The 26,078-nt window shown below is 35.9% G+C and carries 26 protein-coding genes; 12 read left to right on the forward strand and 14 right to left on the reverse strand.

What is annotated here, in order from left to right; all coding sequences use genetic code 11:
* The first annotated feature begins 394 nt into the window (after nt 1-394).
* From ABC374_RS11305 to ABC374_RS11355, 11 genes are all read left to right on the forward strand, one after another.
* Complete coding sequence (locus ABC374_RS11305) at nt 395-988, forward strand: TetR/AcrR family transcriptional regulator (protein WP_413017761.1); 594 nt, start codon at nt 395-397, stop codon at nt 986-988.
* A 108-nt stretch (nt 989-1,096) separates the two neighbouring features.
* On the forward strand, nt 1,097-1,420 hold the full coding sequence (locus ABC374_RS11310) for an antibiotic biosynthesis monooxygenase family protein (protein WP_413017763.1): 324 nt from the start codon (nt 1,097-1,099) through the stop codon (nt 1,418-1,420).
* Between the two features lie 87 nt (nt 1,421-1,507).
* Complete coding sequence (locus ABC374_RS11315) at nt 1,508-2,035, forward strand: NADPH-dependent FMN reductase (RefSeq protein WP_413020324.1); 528 nt, start codon at nt 1,508-1,510, stop codon at nt 2,033-2,035.
* A 326-nt stretch (nt 2,036-2,361) separates the two neighbouring features.
* The gene (locus ABC374_RS11320) at nt 2,362-3,354 is read left to right on the forward strand and encodes a thiamine pyrophosphate-dependent dehydrogenase E1 component subunit alpha (protein WP_413017765.1); all 993 of its coding nucleotides are present in this window, start codon (nt 2,362-2,364) and stop codon (nt 3,352-3,354) included.
* A 21-nt stretch (nt 3,355-3,375) separates the two neighbouring features.
* Nucleotides 3,376-4,410 (forward strand): alpha-ketoacid dehydrogenase subunit beta, encoded by a 1,035-nt coding sequence (locus ABC374_RS11325; protein ID WP_413017767.1) that lies wholly within the window; start codon nt 3,376-3,378, stop codon nt 4,408-4,410.
* 105 nt (nt 4,411-4,515) lie between these two features.
* On the forward strand, nt 4,516-5,739 hold the full coding sequence (locus tag ABC374_RS11330) for a dihydrolipoamide acetyltransferase family protein (protein WP_413017769.1): 1,224 nt from the start codon (nt 4,516-4,518) through the stop codon (nt 5,737-5,739).
* Nucleotides 5,740-5,756: 17 nt separating this feature from the next.
* Complete coding sequence (gene lpdA, locus ABC374_RS11335; RefSeq protein WP_413017771.1) at nt 5,757-7,139, forward strand: dihydrolipoyl dehydrogenase; 1,383 nt, start codon at nt 5,757-5,759, stop codon at nt 7,137-7,139.
* A gap of 19 nt (nt 7,140-7,158) precedes the next feature.
* Complete coding sequence (locus ABC374_RS11340; RefSeq protein ID WP_413017773.1) at nt 7,159-7,935, forward strand: acetoin reductase; 777 nt, start codon at nt 7,159-7,161, stop codon at nt 7,933-7,935.
* Nucleotides 7,936-8,140: 205 nt separating this feature from the next.
* Nucleotides 8,141-10,027 carry a sigma-54-dependent Fis family transcriptional regulator gene (locus tag ABC374_RS11345; protein WP_413017775.1) on the forward strand — a complete coding sequence of 629 codons (1,887 nt, stop codon included), beginning with the start codon at nt 8,141-8,143 and terminating at the stop codon, nt 10,025-10,027.
* 72 nt (nt 10,028-10,099) lie between these two features.
* Nucleotides 10,100-11,077, forward strand: coding sequence for an NAD(P)H-dependent flavin oxidoreductase (locus ABC374_RS11350; protein ID WP_413017777.1), 978 nt, complete (start codon nt 10,100-10,102; stop codon nt 11,075-11,077).
* A gap of 841 nt (nt 11,078-11,918) precedes the next feature.
* Complete coding sequence (locus ABC374_RS11355; RefSeq protein ID WP_413017779.1) at nt 11,919-12,269, forward strand: hypothetical protein; 351 nt, start codon at nt 11,919-11,921, stop codon at nt 12,267-12,269.
* A 1,055-nt stretch (nt 12,270-13,324) separates the two neighbouring features.
* Here ABC374_RS11355 and ABC374_RS11360 read toward each other — a convergent pair.
* The 6 genes from ABC374_RS11360 to ABC374_RS11385 form a co-directional block, all read right to left on the reverse strand.
* Nucleotides 13,325-13,927 (reverse strand): transglutaminase-like domain-containing protein, encoded by a 603-nt coding sequence (locus ABC374_RS11360; RefSeq protein ID WP_350302686.1) that lies wholly within the window; start codon nt 13,925-13,927, stop codon nt 13,325-13,327.
* A gap of 166 nt (nt 13,928-14,093) precedes the next feature.
* Nucleotides 14,094-14,609 carry an AAA family ATPase gene (locus ABC374_RS11365; RefSeq protein ID WP_413020325.1) on the reverse strand — a complete coding sequence of 172 codons (516 nt, stop codon included), beginning with the start codon at nt 14,607-14,609 and terminating at the stop codon, nt 14,094-14,096.
* Nucleotides 14,610-14,819: 210 nt separating this feature from the next.
* On the reverse strand, nt 14,820-15,329 hold the full coding sequence (locus ABC374_RS11370; protein WP_350302687.1) for a MepB family protein: 510 nt from the start codon (nt 15,327-15,329) through the stop codon (nt 14,820-14,822).
* A 163-nt stretch (nt 15,330-15,492) separates the two neighbouring features.
* The gene (locus tag ABC374_RS11375; RefSeq protein ID WP_413017781.1) at nt 15,493-15,882 is read right to left on the reverse strand and encodes a VOC family protein; all 390 of its coding nucleotides are present in this window, start codon (nt 15,880-15,882) and stop codon (nt 15,493-15,495) included.
* A 212-nt stretch (nt 15,883-16,094) separates the two neighbouring features.
* Entirely contained in the window at nt 16,095-16,958 is an 864-nt protein-coding gene (locus ABC374_RS11380; RefSeq protein ID WP_413017783.1) for a metallophosphoesterase, read from the reverse strand.
* A gap of 247 nt (nt 16,959-17,205) precedes the next feature.
* Nucleotides 17,206-17,748, reverse strand: a complete 543-nt coding sequence (locus ABC374_RS11385) for a GNAT family N-acetyltransferase (RefSeq protein WP_413017785.1) — start codon at nt 17,746-17,748, stop codon at nt 17,206-17,208.
* A gap of 212 nt (nt 17,749-17,960) precedes the next feature.
* On the opposite strand from ABC374_RS11385, the gene ABC374_RS11390 reads away from it, so the two are divergent.
* Nucleotides 17,961-18,158 carry a hypothetical protein gene (locus tag ABC374_RS11390; protein WP_413017787.1) on the forward strand — a complete coding sequence of 66 codons (198 nt, stop codon included), beginning with the start codon at nt 17,961-17,963 and terminating at the stop codon, nt 18,156-18,158.
* Nucleotides 18,159-18,197: 39 nt separating this feature from the next.
* On the opposite strand, the gene ABC374_RS11395 is transcribed toward ABC374_RS11390, so the two are convergent.
* The 8 genes from ABC374_RS11395 to ABC374_RS11430 all read right to left on the reverse strand — a co-directional run bounded on the left by ABC374_RS11395 (nt 18,198) and on the right by ABC374_RS11430 (nt 25,986).
* Entirely contained in the window at nt 18,198-19,622 is a 1,425-nt protein-coding gene (locus ABC374_RS11395; RefSeq protein ID WP_413017789.1) for a HAMP domain-containing sensor histidine kinase, read from the reverse strand.
* Nucleotides 19,622-20,302: a response regulator transcription factor gene (locus tag ABC374_RS11400; protein WP_061462520.1), complete on the reverse strand. Its 681-nt coding sequence runs from the start codon at nt 20,300-20,302 to the stop codon at nt 19,622-19,624. Before ABC374_RS11400 ends, ABC374_RS11395 begins: the two co-directional genes overlap by 1 nt.
* Nucleotides 20,303-20,390: 88 nt before the next feature.
* The gene (locus ABC374_RS11405; RefSeq protein ID WP_413017791.1) at nt 20,391-22,232 is read right to left on the reverse strand and encodes an FtsX-like permease family protein; all 1,842 of its coding nucleotides are present in this window, start codon (nt 22,230-22,232) and stop codon (nt 20,391-20,393) included.
* Nucleotides 22,204-22,983 (reverse strand): ABC transporter ATP-binding protein, encoded by a 780-nt coding sequence (locus ABC374_RS11410; protein WP_061462518.1) that lies wholly within the window; start codon nt 22,981-22,983, stop codon nt 22,204-22,206. The genes ABC374_RS11405 and ABC374_RS11410 overlap by 29 nt, the downstream gene beginning before the upstream one ends.
* A 24-nt stretch (nt 22,984-23,007) precedes the next feature.
* On the reverse strand, nt 23,008-23,769 hold the full coding sequence (locus ABC374_RS11415; protein WP_413017794.1) for an ABC transporter permease: 762 nt from the start codon (nt 23,767-23,769) through the stop codon (nt 23,008-23,010).
* Nucleotides 23,770-23,786: 17 nt separating this feature from the next.
* Nucleotides 23,787-24,617: an ABC transporter permease gene (locus tag ABC374_RS11420; protein ID WP_413017796.1), complete on the reverse strand. Its 831-nt coding sequence runs from the start codon at nt 24,615-24,617 to the stop codon at nt 23,787-23,789.
* Nucleotides 24,614-25,348, reverse strand: a complete 735-nt coding sequence (locus ABC374_RS11425) for an ABC transporter ATP-binding protein (protein WP_043981771.1) — start codon at nt 25,346-25,348, stop codon at nt 24,614-24,616. Before ABC374_RS11425 ends, ABC374_RS11420 begins: the two co-directional genes overlap by 4 nt.
* 512 nt (nt 25,349-25,860) lie before the next feature.
* On the reverse strand, nt 25,861-25,986 hold the full coding sequence (locus ABC374_RS11430; RefSeq protein WP_413017798.1) for a hypothetical protein: 126 nt from the start codon (nt 25,984-25,986) through the stop codon (nt 25,861-25,863).
* Between the last annotated feature and the right edge of the window lie 92 nt (nt 25,987-26,078).

A 26,078-nucleotide genomic window follows, 5' to 3' on the forward strand; every position in this document is an offset into this window, starting at 1 on the left:
CCTGAGAGCAACAATCTTTTAGAAAACAGCCTTTTTATATAATTCTCTTGAATAATCTTGGTGATAATTCTAAAAGCGTGCAACTTGTCCATTTCTGGATATTGGTCTGGATTTTCGAACGTGATGCCAATCGGTCTCCCGTTATAATGGCCATCTATGACATGAAAGGCAACTCCTATGTTTGTTTAGGTAACTTTCGTATACAAGCAAGAAAATTGCTAACTGATAAAGCAATAAATGGTTGCCCCTTTTCCCGTTCTATCATTGGATCGGCCCACCATCTTAAAAAGAATATGTATTTCTGGGAATATTTTCTTGACATTTTTAAAACAGCTGAATAGAATAAAATGCATAGTCAGTAAGTACTGACAGTCCATTCAGAGGAAGTGAGAGCATGAGCAGCAGTAATAAGCTAAGTACCGATGATAAGCTGCTGTTGGCGGCAATCGATCTAATCGCAGAGAAGGGGTACAATGGTGTTACTACTCAGGAAATTGCTGGTGCCGCAGGTTTGAGTGAAAAAACACTGTTTCGTCGGTTTGGAAGCAAGCTAAATCTTCTAGAAACAGCATTTGATCGATATCATTATGCCGAAGAGATGACAAGACTTTTTAATGAAGAGCAAATCGTGTGGGATTTACATTCAGACTTACAACTGATCAGTCGAACGTATCATGAAATCATGAATCGTAACCGGAAAATGATTATGATAAGTATCAAGGAGGAAGGCAATTTACCTGGGTTTCGAGAAAAAACACAAAAGCACCCTCGACAGTTACTGGAAATTTTGACAAACTATTTTAACACGATGTATGAAAAAGGAAAGCTTATCAACACAGACCCAGAGCTTCAGGCGTTGTCGTTCATGATGATGAATTTTGGTGCCTTTATGAACAATCTGGATGGTGATGGAAACTATCCAACCGTGTCCCTGGAGGCATTTATAATGGGGAGTGTACAAACATTTACTAGGGCTTTAACGCCCTAGTTTTTCATTAAAAAATGACAGTCAGCACTGACGCACTTTGAGAATAAAAGGAAATGGCGATTATTAATGAATTGAAAAAAATATGTTAAATGACAGGAGATTATGAATATGAAATCAAGTAATACAATAGTATGGATTAATGTATTTACAGCTAAACCAAGCAAACTAGATGAATTGGTTGCTATCCAAGCTGAAGAACTACTCAATTTTAAGAAGGGATCACAAGGTGTTCCTGGTTGGATCAGTAGCCGTTGGCATCGTTCTGTGGATAATAATAAGGCAATTATGGTAACTACCTTTGAGAGTATTGATTTTCATGAAAATTGGTTAGAAAAAAGTGAATTTAGAGAACATCTTAACAAAATAAACCATCTCATTGAAGATACAGAAGGTGGGTACTACACGTTAGTGGAAGAGATTGAAAATATGTAAATTCATCAAATCATGAGGTTATATTCTTAAACAATTAATTTGCCAGTCAGTTTTTACGAGGAGGAGAAAAAATTGGAAAAATTAAAGATGGGAATTATCTTAGGAAGCACACGAATAGGACGCGTAAGTCCACAAGTGGGAAATTGGGTTAAAGAAATAGCTGATGAACGAGAAGATGCAAATTATGAAATCGCCGATATCGCAGATTTTAACTTGCCATTTGTTGGAGAAGGCACTGGTAAAGAACGTGGATTATTAGCTTGGTCAGAAAAACTTTCTAGCTTGGATGGTTTTGTGTTTATCGTACAAGAATACAATCACAGTATTACAGGGGCATTAAAAAACGCACTTGATTCCGCACGTGATGAATGGAACAACAAAGCTGCGGGCATCGTGAGCTATGGTTCAACTGGCGGAGCCCGAGCAGCCGAACATTTGCGCGGCATCTTAGGGGAATTACTAGTTGCGGACGTTCGGGTAAATCCAACATTATCGCTTTTTACAGATTTTGAAAACTTCAAAACGTTTAAACCAGCTGATTTACACCGTGGTAATGTCCATGCAATGTTAGATCAAACGATTGCATGGAGCGGTGCCTTAAAAAGATTACGATAAGCTTGATAGTTTACTAGCTATGTCCTTCCCCCTCCAACTTTTTAACAATATTCATGTTAGCAAGCACTAACACCTAAGCAAATGGTGCATAAAGAGCATATTCCTTAGACAGGCTGCATTCACATTCAAACCATCCTTTCACTTCAGTGATAAGTGATATGAATAGTATAGTTTAAAAAAACGAGACAAAACGAGACAACAATCTCATTTTGTCTCGTTTTGTTTCGGCTGAAAATAGATACATTCCCAATTTTACCGCCCCACATTTTGGCACGGCAATTGCAATATATAAAATTGACTCATTATTAATGATTGGGGGCTGAAAAATGGAAACGGTACAATCGAATGAAATAAAGTTATCTCAGGACAAGGCTTATTGGATGTACAAAAAAATGCTGGAGATCAGAAAATTCGAAGACCAGGTTCATGAATCTTTTGCAAAGGGGATTTTACCAGGGTTTGTCCATTTGTATGCAGGGGAAGAAGCGGTTGCTGTCGGAGTATGTGCTCACCTATCCGAAAAGGACAGCATCACAAGCACCCACAGGGGGCATGGCCATTGTATTGCAAAAGAATGCGACCTTAACGGGATGATGGCTGAAATCTATGGGAAGGTGACAGGGCTTTGCAAGGGGAAAGGCGGTTCCATGCATATTGCCGATTTGGATAAAGGGATGTTAGGTGCGAACGGAATAGTCGGTGGTGGCTTTCCGCTCGCATGTGGGGCAGCATTAACTGCCAAATATAAAAAGACCGATCATGTTAGTGTTTGTTTTTTTGGTGATGGTGCCAACAATCATGGAACATTCCATGAAGGGATAAATCTGGCGGCAATCTGGAAGCTGCCCGTTATATTCATCGCTGAAAATAATGGGTATGGGGAAGCCACGCCTTTCAACTATGCTTCAAGCTGTAAAACGATAGCCGATCGGGCGATAAGCTACAATATCCCGGGTGTCCGGGTTGATGGGAAAGATGTATTGGCTGTGTATAAGGCTGCTGAAGAAGCCGTTCAGAGGGCTCGCAGGGGAGAAGGCCCATCATTGATCGAATGCGTTACTTATCGTAATTATGGCCACTTCGAGGGAGATGCACAGAAGTACAAAAAAGAACAAGACAAAAAGGAGCATAAACAAGAGAAAGATGCGATTGCCCTATTTAGGAATTACTTGCTGAATCAGAATCTGCTGGCGGAAAAAGAACTGATTTCTCTTGAGAATGCCGTTGGGGAATCTATTAAACAAGCAGTCAAGTTCAGTGAAGATAGCCCGTATCCAGAGGCATCCGATTTATTAAACGATGTTTATGTATCCTATTAAACTATAAAAGGAGGAATTGAGATGAGTAGAAAAATCAGTATGTCACAAGCAATAAATGAAGCAATGGCCATGGCAATGAGAAAAGACGAAAATGTCATCCTTATGGGAGAAGATGTAGCCGGCGGTGCAGAAGTCGATCATTTGCAGGATGACGAAGCATGGGGTGGTGTTTTAGGTGTCACAAAAGGATTGGTTCAAGAGTTTGGCCGGGATAGAATCCTCGATACACCCATTGCGGAAGCAGGATATATGGGAGCGGCCATGGCAGCCGCTTCGACAGGCTTACGACCGATTGCCGAGTTAATGTTCAACGATTTCATTGGCAGCTGTTTGGATGAAGTATTGAATCAAGGTGCGAAGTTCCGCTATATGTTTGGCGGAAAAGCACAGGTTCCCGTGACGATCCGTACGATGCATGGTGCAGGGTTCAGGGCTGCAGCTCAGCATTCACAAAGCCTCTATGCTTTGTTCACCAGCATTCCTGGATTGAAGGTCGTCGTTCCCTCATCCCCCTATGACGCAAAAGGGCTCTTACTTTCAGCCATTGAAGATAATGACCCTGTCATCTTTTTTGAAGATAAAACGCTATACAACATGGTAGGGGAGGTTCCGGAAGGCTACTATACAATCCCAATCGGCAAAGCTGAAATTAAAAGGAAAGGCTCGGATTTGACGGTCGTTGCCATCGGTAAACAAGTTCACACCGCGATGGAGGCTGCTGAAAAACTCACAGCTAAAGGCATTGAAGTTGAGATTGTCGACCCGCGGAGCTTGTCACCACTGGATGAAGAATCGATACTCTCCTCTGTGGCAAAAACAAATCGTTTGATTGTGATCGATGAAGCGAACCCAAGATGCAGCGTCGCTACGGATATTGCCGCACTGGTGGCGGATAAAGGATTTGACACGCTCGATGCACCAATTAAGAGGATTACGGCACCACATACACCTGTTCCTTTTTCTCCATCGCTAGAAGATATTTACCTTCCAACATCGGAAAAAGTGATACAAGTCGTTTCAGAATTATTGGGGGAACCTTCCATTCTTGGGGTGTAATTAAATCAATATGATGCATGCTCCAGCTTTTTCGCATAGAACTGCAAAAGTTGGAGCAACAAAACCAAAGAGCCACAGAAACCAATCTGAAGGGAGAAATAAGATATGGCTGTCGAAGTGGTAATGCCGAAACTGGGCATGGCAATGAAAGAAGGCACTGTTTCGTTATGGAGTAAGGCTGTTGGGGACCCAGTCGAAAAAGGTGAAGCAATTGCCAGCATCAATTCAGAGAAAATAGAAATGGAAATTGAATCTCCAGCTGAAGGTACGATTCTGAATATAGCTGTTCAAGAAGGACAAGGAGTACCTCCAGGAACCGTTATCTGTCATATCGGTAATCCGAATGAAAAAATAAAGATCGATGAACCTGTTGCAAAAGAAACACAGTCGAAAATTGCTGTACAAGAAAAGTCGAAAACAAAAGACTCACCCATTTTGCCAATGGGAGATCGATTGATGATCAGCCCGGTTGCGCGAAAAATAGCACAGGCAGCGAATCTTGACATCGAGAAGATACAAGGTACGGGGCCAGGCGGGAGAATCACAAAAGAAGATGTACAGAAAGTAATTGAGAAAAGGGATTCCATGCCGGTAAATACAGAAAAAAGCATAGTTTCCCCACCCCAACCTGCTTTAGATAGTCCGCAGCAGATTCCTGTTACGGGCATGAGGAACATCATCGCTAAACGTATGAAGGAGAGCTTGCAAAGCAGTGCCCAATTAACTATAACGATGAAAGTGGATGTCACTGATCTAGTCATTTTGCAAAAACAGGCTGCTGAAGCACTGCAAAAACATGAATCAACTAAATTGACTATAACGGACTTTATTGCCAAGGCTGTCGTGATTTCACTTAAAGAGCATCCTAAAATGAATAGTGCTTATATTGAAGATAACATCATTTTGTATGAGCATATCCATCTTGGATTAGCGGTGGCCTTGGAGAATGGACTCGTTGTTCCCGTCATAAGAAATGCCGAAAATTATACCTTAAGGCAGTTATCGAATAAGGGGAAGGAATTGGCTCGATGTGCACGTGACTCTCAATTGCCTATTGAAGACATGCAAGGGTCCACTTTTACAATCAGTAACCTCGGGGCATTTGGAGTTGAGCACTTTACACCGATTCTCAATACACCGGAAACGGGGATACTCGGAATTGGATCTGCTTACGATACCCCGCTTTATATTGGCGAAGAACTGGAGAGGAGAACGATCCTGCCACTCAGTTTAACTTTTGATCACCGTGTACTCGACGGTGCACCCGCTGCTGCCTTTTTACAAACACTAAAACGGTATTTAGAAGAGCCGATCACCGTGATTTTATAGAATAGGAGGGAAAGGTCTTGAATCGTATAGCTATTATAGGCGGAGGTCCTGCAGGGTATGTAGCGGCAATCACTGCTGCCCAGCAGGATAAGGAGGTCATATTGGTAGTCGATGGGCCAATGGGGGGCACCTGTTTAAATGAAGGCTGCATGCCAACGAAGTCATTATTGAAAAGTGCCGATACGTATGACTTGGTGAAAAATGCCGGGCAAATGGGAATTCGCCTTCCCCCCAATTCGATAGAAGTCGATTGGGATACCGTACAGGAACGAAAGAGAGATGTCATATCTAAGCTAGTGAACGGCATTAGATATTTAATGAGTAAGAATAAAATAAAGGTCATTCAGGGAAGGGCTTCCATCCTTTCAAGCAATCTACTGCGGATCGAGAACGGAAATAAAAATGAAGTAATTGAAGCAAGTAAGATTATCATTTCAACGGGGTCAGAACCAATTCCACTACCTTTTGCGCCGTTTGATGGTGAATGGATCATCCACAGTGGCCATGCCATGTCACTTCCTGCCATTCCCGATTCACTGCTAATTGTCGGAGGCGGCGTCATCGGATGTGAATTTGCCAGTATTTATAGCAGGCTGGGCACCAAGGTCACCGTTATCGAAATGGGGGAAAAGCTACTTCCAGGGGAAGATGATGATATCACAAGCATTCTCCATGACGAATTGAAAAACCAAGGCGTTACAGTCCATACCTCCACATCAGTCAAAAACATCAATACAACCAGTAAGACGGTATATTTAGAGAATAGCGAAGGCAAATTGGAAGAAATGATTGCTGATTACGTACTCGTATCAATAGGAAGAAAACCAAGAGTGAACGGAATAGGCTTAGAGGGAAACGATATTGATTTTTCCCGACTTGGCATTTCGGTGGATGATCGAATGCAAACAAGCAATCCATCGATTTATGCCTGCGGTGATGTGATAGGAGGCATACAACTTGCCCATGTTGCTTTTCATGAAGGGCGAGTGGCAGCTCTGAATGCCTGCGGTCAATTTGCACAAGTGAATTACCGGGCAATACCTCGCTGCATTTATACCTCCCCGGAGATTGCCAGTGTAGGCTTGACCGAAAAAGAAGCGCGTAGAAAATATGGAGAGATTATAGTTGGTGAATTCGCTTTTTCGGCAAACGGGAAAGCTGTCCTTTCCAATAAACCGGTAGGAAAGGTCAAAGTCCTAGTGAACCCACAATATAATGAAATTCTAGGTTTTTCCATTGTTGGTCAGCACGCAACAGAATTGATTGGTCAAGGAACGGTCATGCTGCATGCAGAAATAACGGCAGATATGATGGAAGATTTAGTAGCGGCACATCCAACCTTGTCGGAATCCATACATGAAGCTCTTTTAAATGTTGTAGGTCAAGCTGTGCATTGCTAAAGCTGAAGGGGGAATTTGTATGGCTAGCGGTCAACGGACGGCGGTAGTCACTGGTGCAGGTCGTGGTATCGGACGTGCCATTGCATTAAGATTAGCTCAAGATGGATTGAATGTGGTCATTAATGACGTCAATCTGGATACGGCTGAATCGGTCGTGAATGAGATTAGGGAACTTGGACGTGAAAGCTTTGCCGTTAAAGCGGATGTAAGCAATAGACGGGAAGTATTCGAGATGGTGAAGCAAGTTGTGGAACGTTTTGGACAACTGGATGTTATGGTTTCAAATGCAGGAATTGCACAAATAAAGCCTCTGTTGGAAGTAACTCAAGAGGATCTGGAACAGATTTTCAATATAAATGTAAATGGTGTCCTCTTTTGTCTGCAAGCCGCGGCTGAACAAATGAAAAAGCCAGGAGGCGGGAAAATCATAAGTGCTGCCAGCATCGCCAGTTATAAAGGTTTTAGCTTACTAGGTACATACTCGGCCACGAAATTTGCCGTAAGAGGAATTACACAAGCGGCAGCACAGGAATTGGCCCAGTTTGGCATTACGGTGAATGCATATTGTCCAGGAATTGTCGGGACGCAAATGTGGGATTTAATCGATGAAAAAATGGGTCAATATATGAATCTTGCTAAAGGGGAAACATTTAAAAAGTTTACAGATTCCATAACCTTAGGACGCTCCGAAACCCCAGAAGATGTGGCGAAATTCGTCTCTTACCTCGCTTCACCGGATTCGGATTATATGACAGGGCAATCCATCATGATTGATGGAGGAGTTATTTTCTCATAAACTATATTTTTCAATGGAGAAGCATCATGTGAATGATCACATGATGCTTTTTTTTGCAAACTTAATCTATATATTGTAAGCGAATACATAATCTACTATAATTAAAAAGACCTCGATTAACATCCTAATTAATACTCCTTGGTATTTTTCCTCTAGATTGACTGGTCAAATGAAGGTATAAACCAAATGATTAGAGGAGGATTATATGCTATCCACTAGTTGTTATCTACGTACATGGGAACGCTTTGTCAGTGAAGGTGTTCTCGATTCAAATCGTCTGAACAAGCGAATAATGGAATCCTGGCATCGCTGCAAAAAAGGTCAAGTCAATCCATACCTTAATAAAGGCAACCACATTTTGACGAATGAATTATTGGACATTCAAAGAGAAAGAAACTCCTTTCTATTAGAAGTGGCATCACCCCAATTATCCAGGATGAATCAATCGATAAAAGAATCGGGAATGATGGCCTTATTGGTCGATCCGGATGGATATGTCCTTTCACTTTCCGGAAACGAGAAAATCCTCGATGAGGCAGGCAAAATAAATTTTGTGGAAGGTGTATGCTGGACGGAGGGTGAGGTCGGAACGAACGCAATTGGAACAGCGTTGAAAACGGGTGAAGCCGTAATGATCCAAGGTACCGAGCACTATTCAATTGCCTCACACAAATGGAGTTGCTCTGCGATGCCCATTTTAAATGAAGACGGTAAGATATTGGGAGTTTTGGATATATCATGTCCAGTAGAATATTTCCATCCATCCATGCTGGGTATGGTAGCCAATCTGGCGTATACGATCGAACAGGAAATGGGGGTGCGTTCCTATAAAAAGGAGCTGGCACTGACCCAGCACTCGATAGAACTTGCAGAGACCTATCCAGATCTGCCTTTTATCGTCTGTAATCATAAAGAAATGATAATCTCCGCCAGTAAACAGGTTCGCAAAAAAATTCCTCAATCCATTGGTATGGCATTGGCCGATCTGTTAAATCATGGTTATCGAATAATAAAGGAAAATCCGCTTCTATCCAAAGAGGATAATAGGATTTCCGGTAAGTGTTTATTCTTATCAGAGAATTATGGTCATGAAACCAATAGGCTTTTTCCTGCTTCAATGCCTTCAGAAAGGTTTGCCTTCAAAGGAGAAAGAGGGATTAGCGAGTCCTTTAGTAACACATTACATAAAGTGAAGCTCGTTGCACCAACAGAAGCAAATGTGTATATATCCGGTGAAACAGGGGTCGGGAAAGAGCTTATTGCCAAGGCTATTCATGAAAATGGCATGCGCAAAAAAGGACCGTTCGTCACGATAAATTGTGGAGCCATACCTAAAGATTTAATGGAAAGTGAATTATTCGGGTATGTTGATGGCGCTTTTACTGGGGCTAAACGGCAAGGGCACAAAGGGAAGTTCGAGCAGGCAAATGGAGGTACCATTTTTCTCGATGAAATCGGTGAAATCCCGTCAGCGATGCAGGTTGCCTTACTGCGAGTTCTTCAGGAAAGAAAAATCGTTCCGATCGGAGGGACAAAAAGCATTTCATTGGATATTCGCATTATCACTGCAACACACCGTAATCTTGAAGAGCTTGTCAATGAAGGGTCCTTTCGTAAGGATTTATACTATCGGTTGAACGTTTACCCGATTCATGTAACTCCATTAAGGGAAAGGATTGAAGACATTCCTTATCTAGTCAACTACTTGTGTTCGAAGAATAATTGGAATATTCCATTAACAGAAGAATTATTGAATCGTTTAAAGGAGTACAATTGGCCAGGCAATATTAGAGAGCTGCAGAATGTACTTCAGCGATTGACCATCTCACTTGCAGAAGGACCTCTGGATTATGTTAAAGTGTTGAATTCCATACATTCTCAACCCTTCACACGGCATGATGATTTCCCTGCATGGGAGGAACCGGGAAAAAAGGGCATCAAGGGAAATGAACTGACGATCCGTGAAAAAATTCAACGGGATCTAATGATAGAGGCATTACAAAAATCAAGAGGAAATGTCACTGCTGCAGCAAAGCTGATGGATATACCAAGAAGTACATTTTACAAGCGGCTCCATAAGTATGGTATATAGACATGCGTGTGTAATTATGTTTAAGAAAAGCAGACTTATAGAAATTCTTGAAAAATGAAAGGGGTATGGCAAATGAAAACGAGAATTACTGAATTATTGGGGATTGAATATCCGATTATATGCGGCGGGATGTTTCAAGTTGGCCGAGCCCCGCTCGCAGCCGCTGTTTCAGAAGCGGGGGGACTTGGCATCATCACTTCGAAAACACAGGTGACACCAGAAGGTCTCCGTGATGAAATTCGCAAAGTGAAATCTTTGACCAAGAAACCCTTTGCTGTCAACCTGAACCTGTTCCCAAGTCAAACGGCAACCCCGAATGATGAGTTCATCGATATTTTAATTGACGAAGATGTAAAAATTGTTGAAATGAGTGGCCGAAGCCCAGAAAGTTTAATGCCCAGACTTAAAGAGCACGGCTTTACCGTGATACATAAGGTAGCGAACGTCAAAAACGCAATATCGGCAGAGAAATTAGGGGTCGATGCCATTATTATTGTAGGGAATGAAACAGGCGGCCATCCCGGCATGGGTGATGTAGGAACGCTTGTCATGCTCCCTAGAGCTGTTGACTCTGTTACTATACCAGTAATAGCAGGCGGGGGATTTTCGGATGGCAGAGGACTTATCAGTGCCTTGTCACTCGGTGCTGAAGGTATCGTCATGGGGACTCGCTTTATGGCAACGCAAGAAGCGCCGATTCATGATAACGTGAAGCAGTGGATGGTATCGGCCAATGAAACGGATACCGTTGTCATCCAACGGAATATAGGCAGTCCGTCGCGTGTAGCATTAAATGCCGTCAGTAAAGAAGTGGACAAACTTGAAAATGAAGGTGCCACTTTAGAGGAATTGATTCCGCTAATTACGGGACAAAGAAGCAAGAAAGTATACTTTGAAGGAAATTTAGACGGAGGCATCTGGTCATGCGGTCAATCCGTAGGACTGATAAAAGAAATATTGACCGTCAATGAACTAATAAAACAAATCGTCCAAGAAGCAAAAACCTCGTTCGAATTCATCCAAAGCCGCATCGAATCCGTTCGAACATAAATAACCTAACAGGAACATGAGATCAATTGTGATTTCGTGTTCCTTTTTTTATCTATTAGACATAAGGTTCCATAGGTGGTCAAGTTCAAAAGTGCATTATCGTTATTTATAACAGAAAGTTGAAGGAAGGCTGATTTATTCGCAACGCGAAAAGCCAATTCAAGAAAGAAAAAAAGGTACATAATTCATCAATTACTTGCTAACCAACTTTCAGCAACTTCTTAATAAAGATATTCACATGTAAAAAAAACAAAGAAATAGGTAATCAACATTTCGTGATCAGTGTTTACATAATATTATTATTCCGCTTAATCAGACTACCTTAGATCTTTACTGGTATTTCTCAATGATTTTTAGAAACTTATTAAATACTTTTATATAGAATGTAAAAATCGACTTTTACGATTTACTTATAAATGAATTGCACTCATGATACCCAAGAACTGATTGCTGAAGGTAGGCAGTGTTTCTAAACAAATTCGTTTAAAAGGTTTACCTTAAAACTCTTAGCTGCTACCTACTGATTCTCAGCATGTTGTTGCACTTATGAAAGTGGTCAAAGGTTGAACATCATTAAGCTTTAAACACTTATTATAGGTTATTCATGCTATAAGTTAAGCGGAACTTTCATGATAAAAACTTTTGAATTGCCAATCAAGATAATTATATTTATATAATTTTTCAGAAGTGTTAACCCGTGATTTTTCTCATTTTGCCATTTAATTTATATATCATAATAACAAAATTGATAAATCAAGTCAGTTAAGCAGGATTAATTCATATTACTACAGAATTATTAGATAACGCTTTTTTAAATAGGTCTTTAGGAAAGGATAAGCAAATGAAGAAAAGGATTAGTGGGGCACTTACCATAGCTGCATTATTAATAATAGGCGGGGCAATCATTTATTACTTCATTTCTTCTTCATACACAACTACAGAAGATTTATACGAATTCCCTGTACCTAGAAATGCTGAATTGGTTCAGATAAATGAACAAGGGAATAGATATGAATGGTCAAGGGCTTCTGAAGAAAATGGCATACCATATGGATATGACTTAGCCCTTAAAGCGAATGGATGGAAAAGGGGGAAAAGTGAAGGAGCTTCCGTTTTTTACACGAAGGGAAATAATAAAATAGATTTAATTACTTCAACAAAGCAATTAGAGATTCTTAGAGTGAATGACTAATTTTGTTGTCTGGCATGACAACTTATTTACTTGATCAGGCATTTCATATCATTAACGGGCAACCGACTGCTGAAGATATTACCACATATTTTAGTAAGATGATTGTTCATTCTTTAATGGTTACGCTTATTAGTTTAATACCACTCTTTTTCTTTGGTATTTGGAAAAGAGAAACGATACCGACAGTTCTTTGTGCAATATTTCTAATGCAATTTCAAGATTTCTCTTTTCTACTGAATGTCAATCTTAATACTAATATTGTGAACATAGTGCTATGTTTATTAGGAGTAGTTAGTGTTTATCTCTCGATTAAAATGGTGGACAGAGTGGGGGACATTTAGTTTTGCCAATTCGTTACAAATTGATTAGAGCCTGGTATTATTCGGAATCATACATTGCTGGAACTTATATTAGTTAAGTGATTAAGAATGAGAATAAAGGAATGACTGGTTTTTTTGTAGAAAGTGGATTTTAAAGCAACATATTAAAGGATAATACATATTAATAATCATTAATATGTATTATCCAATATTATTTTTTAATCACACAAAGTAAGTATTGAAATAAATCTTAAATCCAATAAAATCTTTGTGCCAATGTTTAACTTTAACTAATTGATCAAACATTATTACTAAATAAATGTAACTGTAATTAGATAAAAAGATTATAGATAAATAATAGCCATGATTAAATATAAAAATTTGCATTTCGTCTCACTAAGTTAAGTATTCTTAAGATATGAGACGAAATTAACATTAAAAATATGACTTCCTATAATATATATTATGTAAACTAGAATAAAAATTATACGAAATGTTCACAGTTTCATATTCCCCTTTTGTACGGAGACACAAAGATAAGTACATTGGGGACATGAATTTGAGTACATAGAGTTATTAATCCACTCAAAACCGCACCAATTCAATCTCTAAACTGTTTTGAGATACAAAATCGAGTACATTATAAACAATATATTTTTAATCTTCTTGATTATTTTATAAAAAAGATTGATTATTTTTGTGATCCTTAATCTAACGCACCCGTTAGTGAAATAACTATAAACTCTCTGGTAAATGATGTTTATACATTTCTAATGTATCAGTATGTTCTTCTAACACAGCTATCGTTTTGGGATGTGGCTTTACATAAATAACTGAATAGTCCTTTTCATCAAATTCTTCATGAATAGGAAAAGCTAATTTTTCTTCATCAATTGAAAATTGGGCATCAATTCCCTTTTTATTTCCACGAGCATCTAATCTTATCCATTTATTAAGTGATTTTAAAAAAACAGCGTTTAAAGCGTGAATACAATACCCTTTTTCTGGTGTATCAAACAACATCAACCTTTGATAGCAGAAACCGGTTGGTATTCCTTGTGATCGTAATAAAGAAGCTAATAGATTTGATTTTGCATAGCAAATTCCCTCTTTATAGGCTAATACATCTGATGCATTACAAGTAACACGTTTCCCTTGAATATCCCAAGAATGAGATATTTCATCACGAACAAATTCAAAAGCTACTTTTGCTTTTTCAATTTCTGTTTGAGAAGGTTTGAAAAGTTCATCCACTTTTGCTCCAATTATAGGATTAGAATAATTAACTTCATTTAATTCAAGTAAATAATCATCCAATTTTTCAGACTCACAAATCATATTTATTAACCCCACTCCCTTCGTTTGTGTAAATATGTATATACTAGTATTATTATACAGTAAGAGAAGATGAATTTATAGGTGTACTGTTGAACTAAACTGCCCCGTTAGTTGCATAAAGAAAAAGCTGCCTTAAGACAGCTCAAATCTTCAGCTAAAGCACATGTTAGTTGAAGTAATTTTTAATTTCTTTCTTATTTGTCACAACTAATATCTTATTATCGTAAATCCCAAATTTATTATAGAAATTTGGTTTCCCTACTTCTTCAAAGTATCTATTCCACTTAAACATTTTAAAAAATATATTTAATGTGGGTTTATAGTTTGACCTTTCTAATCCAATCTTTTGTAAGATAAATCTTTTTATTATTCGATAGATTCTCACTGAATAATTTGTATCTAAGAAAATAATTAATTCCGCATTACGAAAACTATCAGACACCCATTCTTCATTATGAACCCCCTCTACGATCCATGTTTCAGAATGAATAATAGTATTAAAATGTTCTTCTCTTTCTTCTTCAGTTCTTCTAATATCTCCAGATTCATACCTTTTCCAAATAACATTATCCAATTCATAAAGTGGGATATTTAACTTAGAGGATAACTCTCTTGCTAAGGTTGTTTTTCCACTACCAACTGAACCAATAATATGTATTTTATTTGGAATATTTTTTTCAATTTTGACCACCACCACCGTTATTAGAGTTCTCTATATCAAATTTATTCTATTTATTTATTGGAATGTCCTCTTCCAACTTCCACTATCCTGCCCCGTTAGTGCCATAAGAAAAGAGCTGCATTAAAGACAGCTCCGATCTTCAGCTAACGCACCCGTTAGTTCATTAAGAAAAGCGAAAATTCTTCAAGAATCGCGCCCGATTGCAGAGGATTAAAAAGAATAGAGTTCTAATATTTTTTCTAAGGGTAATTTATTCGGATTACACATGTCAACAAAATAGGGTAACTGCCATTTTTGAGTTTTCATCGCTTGATTACTACTCGGACTATCCCAGCTAGGATAAACTCTTATTGCCATTTTGCCCTTTGTTGAAGTAGACCTAAGAATGTTCTGTTTTAAAAGAATTTCTTTTGGAAAAATAAATTGACCAAACTCATTTTCATTTTTAAAGGTAGTTATAACTAATAAATCAGGGGCTTCCTCATATAAGTAGGGTTGATTTTTATTATTTTCGTCTTTTTCCCAAAATGCAACAAACTGCCCTACTTTGGTAGGGGTTATATTCGCAACTCTGAATCGAACTGTTTTAGAAGATAATTGAAATGTACCAGCACCATACTTAGAATTTTGCTTCTCTTCTTGAACTGACTTTACAGTTAAGTGATTCGACTCATAAATCATTTTATTTACATAAGTTAATGCTGTAAAAAAATTATTCATTTCTTCACTCCTAAATTTCAAACAAAATGGCCCAATTGTTGAATAAAGATCAAACAGTACTCTTCAACTATCCTGCCCCCTTAGTTCCATAAGAAAAGCTGCCTTAAAGACAGCTCCGATCTTCAGCTAACGCACCTGTTAGTTCATTAAGAAAAGATGGTAGTTAGGATTCAATAGTTGCTATTGATGTAATTCGTATATAATATCCATCTGGGTCAATTAATCTAAAATCCTCTAATCCCCACGATCTTTTTGTTAACTTAGTCTGTATAGAGTACCCTTTTTCAACTACTTTGTTATAAATATCGTTTATATCTTCAACTTCTAATACTATTTCAACCCCTAATCCTGTTTGTTGACTACTATTAGAAACTTTAAGAGGATGGCTTTCAGGTAAATTTTTCATTTCTCCCAACCCTAATGTAACACTTCCTTTTTTAACTGGAACGTAAGTATGTATAATCTCATTTGGTGCATTAAATTCTAGTATATCTCTATAAAATTCCACTGATTTTTCTATACTTTCAACAAATAATTCAAGTCTTAAATTCACTTGTACATCTCTCCTTTTAAGAATTATTACATAAATAATTCTTGTTTCTTATTCAACTATCCTGCCCCGATAGTTCCATAATAAAAAGTTGCCTTAAAGACAGCTCCGATCTTCAGCTAACGCACCCGTTAGTTCATTAAGAAAAGCGATTCTTATTAAAGAATCGCGCCCTTTACTTGAATAAGACTTAATCTTTTCTACTTATCAAATTACTATTGGTTCTTTACACTTTTCAATGCAACAACAACTATTTCTGGACGATTAAAAACCCTTAAAGGAATAATACTATTTCCAAGTCCTCTATTAACAATCATCGTTGTCTTATCTACATCGTGCATTCCTGAAGAGTATTCTGGGAACAACCCTTGATTTGGAGCAACTAAACCTCCAACAAAAGGAATTCTAACCTGTCCGCCGTGAGCGTGACCTGAGAAAACAACATCAAATTCATATTGTGTATAAAGTGAAAATAATTCAGGCCTATGGGATAATAGAATTTTAAAATTCACTCCTTCTTCTAGTCCTTTGATTGCATTCTTAATATCTTCTTCAGCTATAGCTCGTTCTACATAGGACTCATTAACTTTTGCTGGATCATCAATTCCAATAATTTGAATTTTATCTTTTCCAATGGTTATTTCTTCTACTGTGTTTCGCATTACATGTACTCCTGTATCTTTTAATTTATCCTCTAATGAATTGAATTTCCCAGACCACCATTCGTGATTTCCAGTTACATAATAAACTGGAGCGATTTGAACCAATTTTCCCATCAACGTCAGACTGGTTTTCTCATTGTATCTGTCTGAGTCTATTAAATCTCCCGTAAATACAATTAAATCTGGCTTTACTTTTTTCACTTTTTTCACTAATTCGCTGTGGTTATTTTCAAAAGACTTACTGTGTAGGTCAGACAATTGAACAATTTTATACCCATTAAAATTTTGTGGAACCTTATCCGAACTAAAATTATATGGAGTTGTCACAATAGAATTGTTTTGAAAATAGAAAAAACAAGTCAATAAAACCAATCCAAGTAATAAGTATAACAATCTCTTTTTAATTTTTTTATTCAAAACTTGCCACCTCATGTTTTATTAAACTGTCAGTTAGCTTACGTACATTTCTTCACAATCTTCTCTATACTCTAACATAAATATCCAATTGCGTTTGAGATTCTTGCTACATTAAATGGCCCAATTGTTGAAAAAATCAATATGCACTCTTGAACTATCCTGCCCTGTTAGTTGCATAAAGAGAGAGCTGCCCTAAAGGACAGCTCCGATCTTCAGCTAAAGCACCCGTTAGTTCATTAAGATATTATTACTTATTCCAATCCTTAACTAACATACCGTAAACAATATGGTCAACATAATGGTCATACAACCATTCTGCTTGTCTGATACAACCTTCATTAACAAAACCTAATCTTTCAGGAATTCCTCTACTATTCTTATTCTCCACAGCAACCCTAATTTCAACTTTATCTAGTTTCAATTCTTTAAATGCATAATCAGTCAATGCCTTAGCTACTCTTGTCATAATTCCATTTCCTTGATATTCTTCTCCGAGCCAATAACCAATATATGCAGTTTTATTTGACCAATTTATTTGGTTATAACCTGCTATACCAACAATTTGTCCCTTATACATAATAAGTGTATTGACACTCTTGTTTTCAGCAAAACCTTTTAAACAAATATTAATGAACCCTTTTGTATCTTCAAGTTTTGTTGTATTATCCAGCCAAGGAAGCCATACTCGTAGATATTCTCTGGATTGATTTGTTATTTCAAAAACTCTTTCTGCATCCTTTAATTCTAATAGTTTCAATGATAACTCCTCATCAATCTTATGTAAGAACATACTCATCCCCCTGATTTTTTTATTGGTTTATTTTGTATATTACCATATATGATTAATAGATAAATTACTTGTTTATTATGGAGCTAACCTGCCCCGTTAGTTGAACAAGCAAAAATCCACACTAGAGTCATTAAATGAATTAATAACACAATGCTACAATAACACAAGTGTGTAATGTAAATTTTGAGTACACTCATAGTAGACAATTAAAAATGCTATTTTTTTCTTCATTTGTATTTTCTGTAGTTGCTTCTGCAGGAAACGATTCAATAGATGTTTCTAATAAATCAGTGCTAAATAATTTTCTTAAGAAAAAATACGCAGAAGAAGGAAAAACATTTAATGGGGGAGGGATTGAGGCTCCAGGGGAATTGCCTGGTGTAGTTACAGTGTACAACGCAGTTAAATAAACAAAAAATGAACTATGATAATCATAGTTCATTTTTTGTTTATTTAATGGAAGATATGGTGAATTCAATACATGCTCCCTGAGGTTTATTATTTCTAGCCTGAATTTCACCACCATGTTTTATAACCAACTCTTTTACAATATATAATCCCAATCCATGGTGAAGTTGGTCGTTCCTTGAAGGATCTCCTTGATAGAATTTACTAAATAAGAAAGGCAAATCTTTGGCGTCAAAACCTTTTCCTGTATCGGAAATAGAAAAAGACATCATATCTTTCTCTATTTGAACCTGAATATCAATACTTCCATTCATTGGGGTAAAACGAATACTATTAGAAATTAAATTAGTAAGAATTTGATGCAATCGTTTTGGATCTAATGCAAATTCGGAATTTCCCTCTCCAGACTTTCTATTCAAGCTGTAAGTGAACTTTATTTCTTCATCATCTGCCCATTTTTTAAATTCCTCTAGCATTTCTGGTAACATTTCTATAGGAATAACACTTTCAATCTCAAGCGTAAAATCTGGATTATCTACCTCAGACACTCTTTTCATTTCCTCTGTCAAATGCAATACTCTTTGGGTATTATTTTTTATTGTTTGCAAATATTGTGGCAAACGTTTCTGTCCATTTAATGATGGATCCATTAAGACCTCTACATGGGATAATATAATTGTTAGAGGTGTTCTTAAATCATGGGCAATCGAGGCAACCATATCTCGACGCTCTTGCTCTAATTTCCATTGAAGATAAAGTGACGTTTTCAACTCTTCTTTCATACTGTTAAAAGAGTCAATTAATACACCTATTTCATTTTCACTCTCATATTTAATCTCAAAATCCAAATCTTGATTTTTAATTTTCTGAGAAGCAGCACTCAATTCTTTGATCGGCTTATTTAATTCTTTTCCTAAACGTCTCGCAAATATGTATGAGTAAAGTGTTAAAAATAAAAAAGGAATCAATAATATTATAAGAAATATGTATTTTATATAATAATCAATAGATGATGCTAACACATATCGTACAGCTAGAACGCCTACCATTTGATTTTTGTCGAGGATAGGAAGATATTTTGTTATGACCTTTCCTTTTTGATCAGATCTATTAACTTTTTCATATATACTTTTGTTATTTTCTATTAATTGATCATCTAATGTACCATATATTTTATTTCCTTGAAGATTTATAACCTGATATGTAATTCCTTCCATAGGAATAACTTTTTCTAGATTTTTCTGAAAAGCTACTTCTACGATCTTTTCCCCTTTTAACTCGACAAACTTTTCTATACTAGGAACTTTTTTCTCGTAATAATTAGCAGGTTGGACTGACTTTTCATTATAAACGGAGAGAAAATAATATACTAAAACTAAGGTACCAATTGTACTTATGAGGCTTAAAAAAATTACTGAAGCAAAGGTTAAGATAAACTGATTTTTTAAAGATAGCCTTTTAATCATCAGCGTTTTTCCAATTTATATCCTACTCCCCACACTGTTTTAATGTGATAAGTTGACATCCCTGAAGTTAGTTTAGCTCTTAAATTGTTAATATGAACTATGATAGTATTTAAGTCACCCATTGCATCAATACCCCAAATTTTCTCATAAATCTGTTCTTTAGAAAATATCTGTCCTAAGTTTACGGTTAAGAGTTCTAATATCTTAAACTCTTTACTTGTTAAGTCTATCTTCTTACCATCCAATAAAACGTCATGTTGTGAATAATTAATAGTTAAATTGCCTAAAAGGCGTTGATTTTGAGTGCTAACTCGATCCCTCTGTTCACGTCTTAAGTGCGCCTCGACGCGGGCAATAAGTTCTTTCACTTGGAAAGGCTTTGTTATATAATCATCTCCCCCTAAAGTTAATCCCTTTACTTTATCCATCTCTGAGTGCTTCGCGCTTAGAAACAGAATAGGACAATGAATTTGTTCCCTAATGACTTTACAGAGATCAAAGCCATCCATCTGAGGCATCATAACATCTAATATTATTAAATCTACCTTCGCCTTTAACTGATCTAATGCTTGTTCTCCATTATAAGCTTTAAGAACTCTATAACCTCGATCTTCAAAGATATCAGAGATTATATCTACAATCTCCAGCTCATCATCGACCACAAGAATACTTTCTTGCATAAGTATATACCTCCCCGTCCCCCTAATATTTGAATTATCTAGGAGAGATAAATTAGTTAGTACTCTCCTAGACAAAAATACCTTCTTTTCATAGCACCTTTTTAGAATAAAAATAACTAGAAATAAGATAGATAATAAATTGAGACACTCCGAATATTAAAAATATTACTATTATAGAATAAACTGTAATTCCTTCCAATATATTTTGCAAGGCATTAGTAGCTATAAATAAATTTAATCCCCCTAAAGATAAAGGAACAAAGAATATGACTGAAATTTGAATGTACAAAGTCCTTTTAACTTCTTTATCTGTAAGACCAACTTTTCGTAATGAGTGAAATACTTTTTTATCATCATTCATATCTTCATACAGTTTAAACCAAAGCAGACTAGCTAAAGCAAGAAACAAAACTAAGCATATAAACAGTCCTGTAAGTCTCAGTATTGAAGATAATTGCACTGTATTTTCATAATCGAGAAGTCGAACATTATGAAGATTATCTGATTTTAACAAGGCTGTATCTGATAATTTCTTAAAAAGGTTATAACTTTTTGCATCCTCTTTAAAATCTAGTTTATAAAGTGACAATTTCTTTTCAGAAATCGTTGTTCTATATATTTCACTAAAAGTATTTTTCGGTACAGAGATAATACCCTCAATTCCATCTATGGGATTAAGAACTCTTTTACCGTTCATATCTTTAACTTTTAGATCTCTCTCCCTTTTTTCAGATTTTAATTTTACGATTCCATTAGTAATATCATTCTTTTTTTTATTATTAAAAATATAATTGTTATTTTTTAATGCATCTTCATTTTTTATAAAAGATGGGTCATTCTGTATTATTAAAAATTCCTTTTTCCCACTCTTTGAAGAAATTTTTAGTCCTTCCCATTTCTTCGTTTGTAAATCCTTTATTCCTTGTCTCTTCAATTCATTTATACTATCTTCTATTTTGTTTTCCTTCCCCTTTGATGCAACAAATAATGCTCCTTGAGGGTGAGTGCTTTGCATTCTTTGATTGTTCTTTTCTATATATAACTGAATAGAACCTATTGATATCATAATTGCAGATAATAGAATAGATACGATAAAGATAATTTTTGAATTATAATATAATTTTTTTCTTAAACTTATAAGAGTTAACATCTTTATCCCATTTAACTGCCGTTTTTCTTTATTATTTAAGTAAGATATTACACCTACTAAACCATTTGAACAGAATAGGTGTGTGCCTACTAGCACTAAGGCTAATAAGGGTAAAAAAGTAAATAATAGTATAGGTAAAGATGCGTAAGAGATAAATATATAAGAGGCTAAAAGAAAACAGATAGATAAAATGAATTTAACCCTAGAGAATTGAGCTGAAGGTTTAGGTTTTCTTTCTTCTTGAAATAACTCTAGAACTGCAATTCGTTTAATCTTTAAGTAACTTCGACACGAAACAAGTAAAAATACTATTCCAAATAAAATAACCGTAACAAAAACAGCCACGGGAGAAAAAGTATAAATGAACGATTGATTCAAAAATAGAATATCACTCATAAAATTAAAGAAAACCTTTGATAACAGCATTCCCAATAAAATACCCACTAAAATAGAAAACGTACCAACTACGGCGTTCTCTAAAACGATCACGTTAAACAATTGCCTTCTAGAGGCTCCAAATGTTTTCCAAATACCCATTTCTTTTTTTCTTTCTCTAAGGAAATGCTCATATGAATATGTAATAAAGAAACAAGAAAATAGCAAAATAATAATTTCACATACAATTAATAACTGTTCTGTTCCTGAAATCTTTGGATATAAAAGAAAGGCTGCGTACATATAAAAAAATGCTACAGAAAGAATGCTACTAAGTATGTATACTGTATAATGAGAAAGATTACGGGTTATATTCTTAGTTATATATTTCCACATTGACATCATTATCCTCCACTTCCTTAGCGATAAAAGATAAGATTCTTTGATTGAACTTAGACGTATCTTCTAATTTAGAACGCTTCATCTCATGGACAATTTGGCCATCCTTTAAAAAAATGACCCTGTTACAAAAGCTAGCAGCCACCGAATCATGAGTTACCATTAAAATAGTTGTTTTGTACTTATCATTTAACATTTTTAAAGTATGTAGAACATTTTGAGCAGATTTAGAATCTAAATTCCCTGTAGGTTCATCAGCAAATAATAAAGCAGGATTGTTAATAAGAGCACGAATGATAGCAGCTCTTTGCTGCTGCCCCCCAGAGACTTCATAAGGATATTTAGTTAAAAATTTTGTCACTTCCAATTCTTTAGCAAATGTTTGAAGTTTATTCTGTACACCTTTCTTATCTCCTTTTTTTAAAGCAGCAGGTAATAAAATATTTTCTTCAATAGTCAAATGATCTAACAAGTTGTAATTTTGAAAGATGAAACCAATATGCTCACGTCGGTAAATACCTAATTGTTCTTCTTTCATACCTGTAAGAGTAGTTCCCCCGACCTTGATATCCCCATCTGAGGGGATATCAAGGGAAGAAAGCACATTTAATAAGGTAGACTTTCCACTTCCCGAAGGACCCATAATTGCTACAAAATCGCCTTCTTCAATATCTAAACTTATATTCTTTAAGACAGGGTACGTTCTGTACTTAGTTTTATAAACTTTTGTAATTTCTCGTGCTTCCAATATAGCCATTTTAATTCTTCCTCCTATCTTTATTTAAGAAGTAAATTCTTTTTTACTCCAGATCCATACACAAGCACCAAAACCAACTAACATAATAATGAGTGCAAAAATATATAAAGAATTGCTAGTGGTACTCAGAGTATGAAAGATACTTTGAACTGATAATAAGAAAAATGAAAGTTGGCTAGAAACATACAAACAACCTACATATAACCCAATTAATAAGAAAAAGCTAATAACCGCATTTGAAATAATTACACTAATTAAACTAGCAAGAGCTAAACAGCACATTTGAATGATGAAAAAGAGACCATACACTTGTACTGTATATAATATAGCTTCTATAGCATTCTTCTGTTGACCATAAAAAGTAAAATCATTATCTGGTTTTAAGAAGATAAAACCAAACGCTATACCAACCCCTAGAATAATTAATAAATGTACTAGTACCATTAAGGCAAGAGAGAACCATTTTGAAATTAGAAATGATTTTCTTTTAAAAGGTCTAATTAAAAAAAGACGATATGCCCCTGAATTATATTCTACATTAAGGCTATTTAGAAAAAAAACAGGCATAAAAATCAATGTAAGTAAGAATGAAGATTCTTTTAATAAAAACCATGGAAAATTCCAAGTATTTAGAGGTACTTGCTGATCGTTATTATAAATTCCAACTCCATAGTATCTTAAAAACCATGCTTGAAGAAGTACAATTACAGTAAAGATTCCAATCATCCACTTACTTTTTTTTTGAATCCAAAGTCTCTCCCATTCGCTTATAAATAATGCTTTCAATTAAAACCCTCCCTAATTCAAATAAAATAATCTCTTTTCACAAATGTCCAATAAGCAATTAAACCAAATAGAGCAATGTATACCGTTTGAACTAAAATGATATAGGAATTTAGATTGTTAGTTGATGAAAGTAAAAATGCTATTCCCGTGTGCTGAATTTTCACAATAGACATGTACATAAGGTGAATCACTGTGCTGTGCCCGATAATCGTTTGCGTCGAGAATTCTAAGAGCTGAGGAATGGCGATTGATAAGAAAATAAAGCCAACCCCTGCCCCAAGTGTAATCATTGTACTTCTGCTTATTGATCCCAATAATGTAAAGACTGACACAACGCTAATCATTGTCACAAAACAAGCAAAGAAGTATTTAACGTTATATAATAAAGCTGCTGTCAAAGATAATTTCTGCTCATCTAAAAATGTTATTAAGGTATCAACCTTGGGAAAAAAGATATAACCAGCAACAGTATTTAAAATCCAAAATAGAGTTAAATACAAGAACATGGTTGTTAAAATAGTAGCTAATTTTGCTAAAAAAAGTTGAGTTGTAGAAAAAGGACGAATGAGGATCATTCTTAACTGCCCATTTTCTATCTCATTAGCTATAACCGTAGAAATTAGTATTATAGCTATGATATTAAAAGAAACAACGAGATGTTCAGAAATGCTGATTATAGGAAAGTTTAAGGAAGTTACATAATCTGGTTGCCCTGGTGAAACTCGTTCATTCCAACTCAAGTAATATTTAACTGAACCTATCGACATCAAGGGTATAAAAAATAGTATGATCCATGATATCTTTTGGGACCATAATCGTTCTAACTCTGAAGTGAAAAGTCCTTTCATGATGTCATCATCTCCACAAATATATCTTCTAGTCTCTTACTTGGATCTTTAATTAACTCCTCTTTGCTTCCTTGTGTAACAAGTTTACCGTTACGAATAATGACAAGACGATCACACATTTGTTGAATTTCGTCAAGTAAATGACTAGAGATGAAAAATGTTAGGTTTTTCTTTTCTCGAAGTTCAAGAATTAATTCCCTTAATTCTCTCATTCCCATAGGATCCAGACCGTTTGCTGGCTCATCTAATAAAATGACATCCGGTTCTCCTAAGAGGGCTTGAGCAATTCCCAGCCTTTGTCGCATACCTAATGAATAATTCTTGATTTTTACATCCGCATCCTCTGTTAGTCTTACAATGGATAATGCTGCCTCCACCTGTTCTAACTGTTCTTTTCTCGATAGGTCAGGATATAGTCTCGCTAGATTTTGTAACATCTTTCTTCCTGACATGTAAGGGAAAAAGATAGGGGATTCTATAATCGCTCCTACATTTCTTAAAGCCTGTTGTCTATCTTTATTTACATCTTTACCCCCTACCATTATTGAGCCTTCAGTAGGACGAATAAGTCCTGTAAACATTCGCATAACAGTTGTTTTTCCTGCTCCATTGGGTCCCAAGAAGCCGCATATATCTCCTTTATACACCTTAGTTGAGAATTGGCTTACAATATTCTTTCCACTCACTGCTTTTGTGATGTTATTTGCTTCTAAAACAATTTCTTTTTTCATATTCAATCCCTCCTTATGGTTTAATATAAAAGACAAATATAAATAAAAAATAAAGAAAAGAAAAAAACTCACATTTTTGTGAGTTTTTATTGAACTTCAACTTTTTCACAAACATTCAAAAGTGTATTTCTTTCTTCTAATTGTTTAGAAATGATATTTAATATATTTTGCGGATTAGGTAACACGTAGTTAGGCCTCAATGACATAGTTGCAATTTCAAAAGATGTGGTTTTACAGGAGGTACAATAATATGATCATATTGTTGTAGTAGCTTAACATTATGCTGAACTACTTTCTTTTCCGACATTAATTTATTCATGTTTGGGGTACCGCCACATGCCCATCAAGCTAAGTTTAAACAATACCTTCAAAAATGAAAAAACGCTATGCTTATCGTAAGAAGTTTACGAGAAAGGATGGTGTTTTTTTATGAATCCTATCGTCTCTATTGTAAAATTGTTCAATCTCAAGTGGTCTTTCGCAAAAAGTACTTATTTGTGGGTTTGTTTCAATCAGTACCCAAAAATCATATTCCAAATCACTAAATAAACGAACATTTCTTTTAACTTTTGGGCTATATGCTTCCCAATAGTTATTTCCAAACTTACTGCTTCTCTTGTTGGAATGGGTAAATACATGATATTACCCCCCCTCCTTAAACGTAGTTTCTGAAGCGTTGTTTTAAAAGTCAGATATTCTACATTACTTTACAGAAACCTTTGTCGAAATC

Origin of the sequence: Peribacillus phoenicis, assembly GCF_047238085.1 — a bacterium.
Taxonomy (GTDB): Bacteria; Bacillota; Bacilli; order Bacillales; family DSM-1321; genus Peribacillus.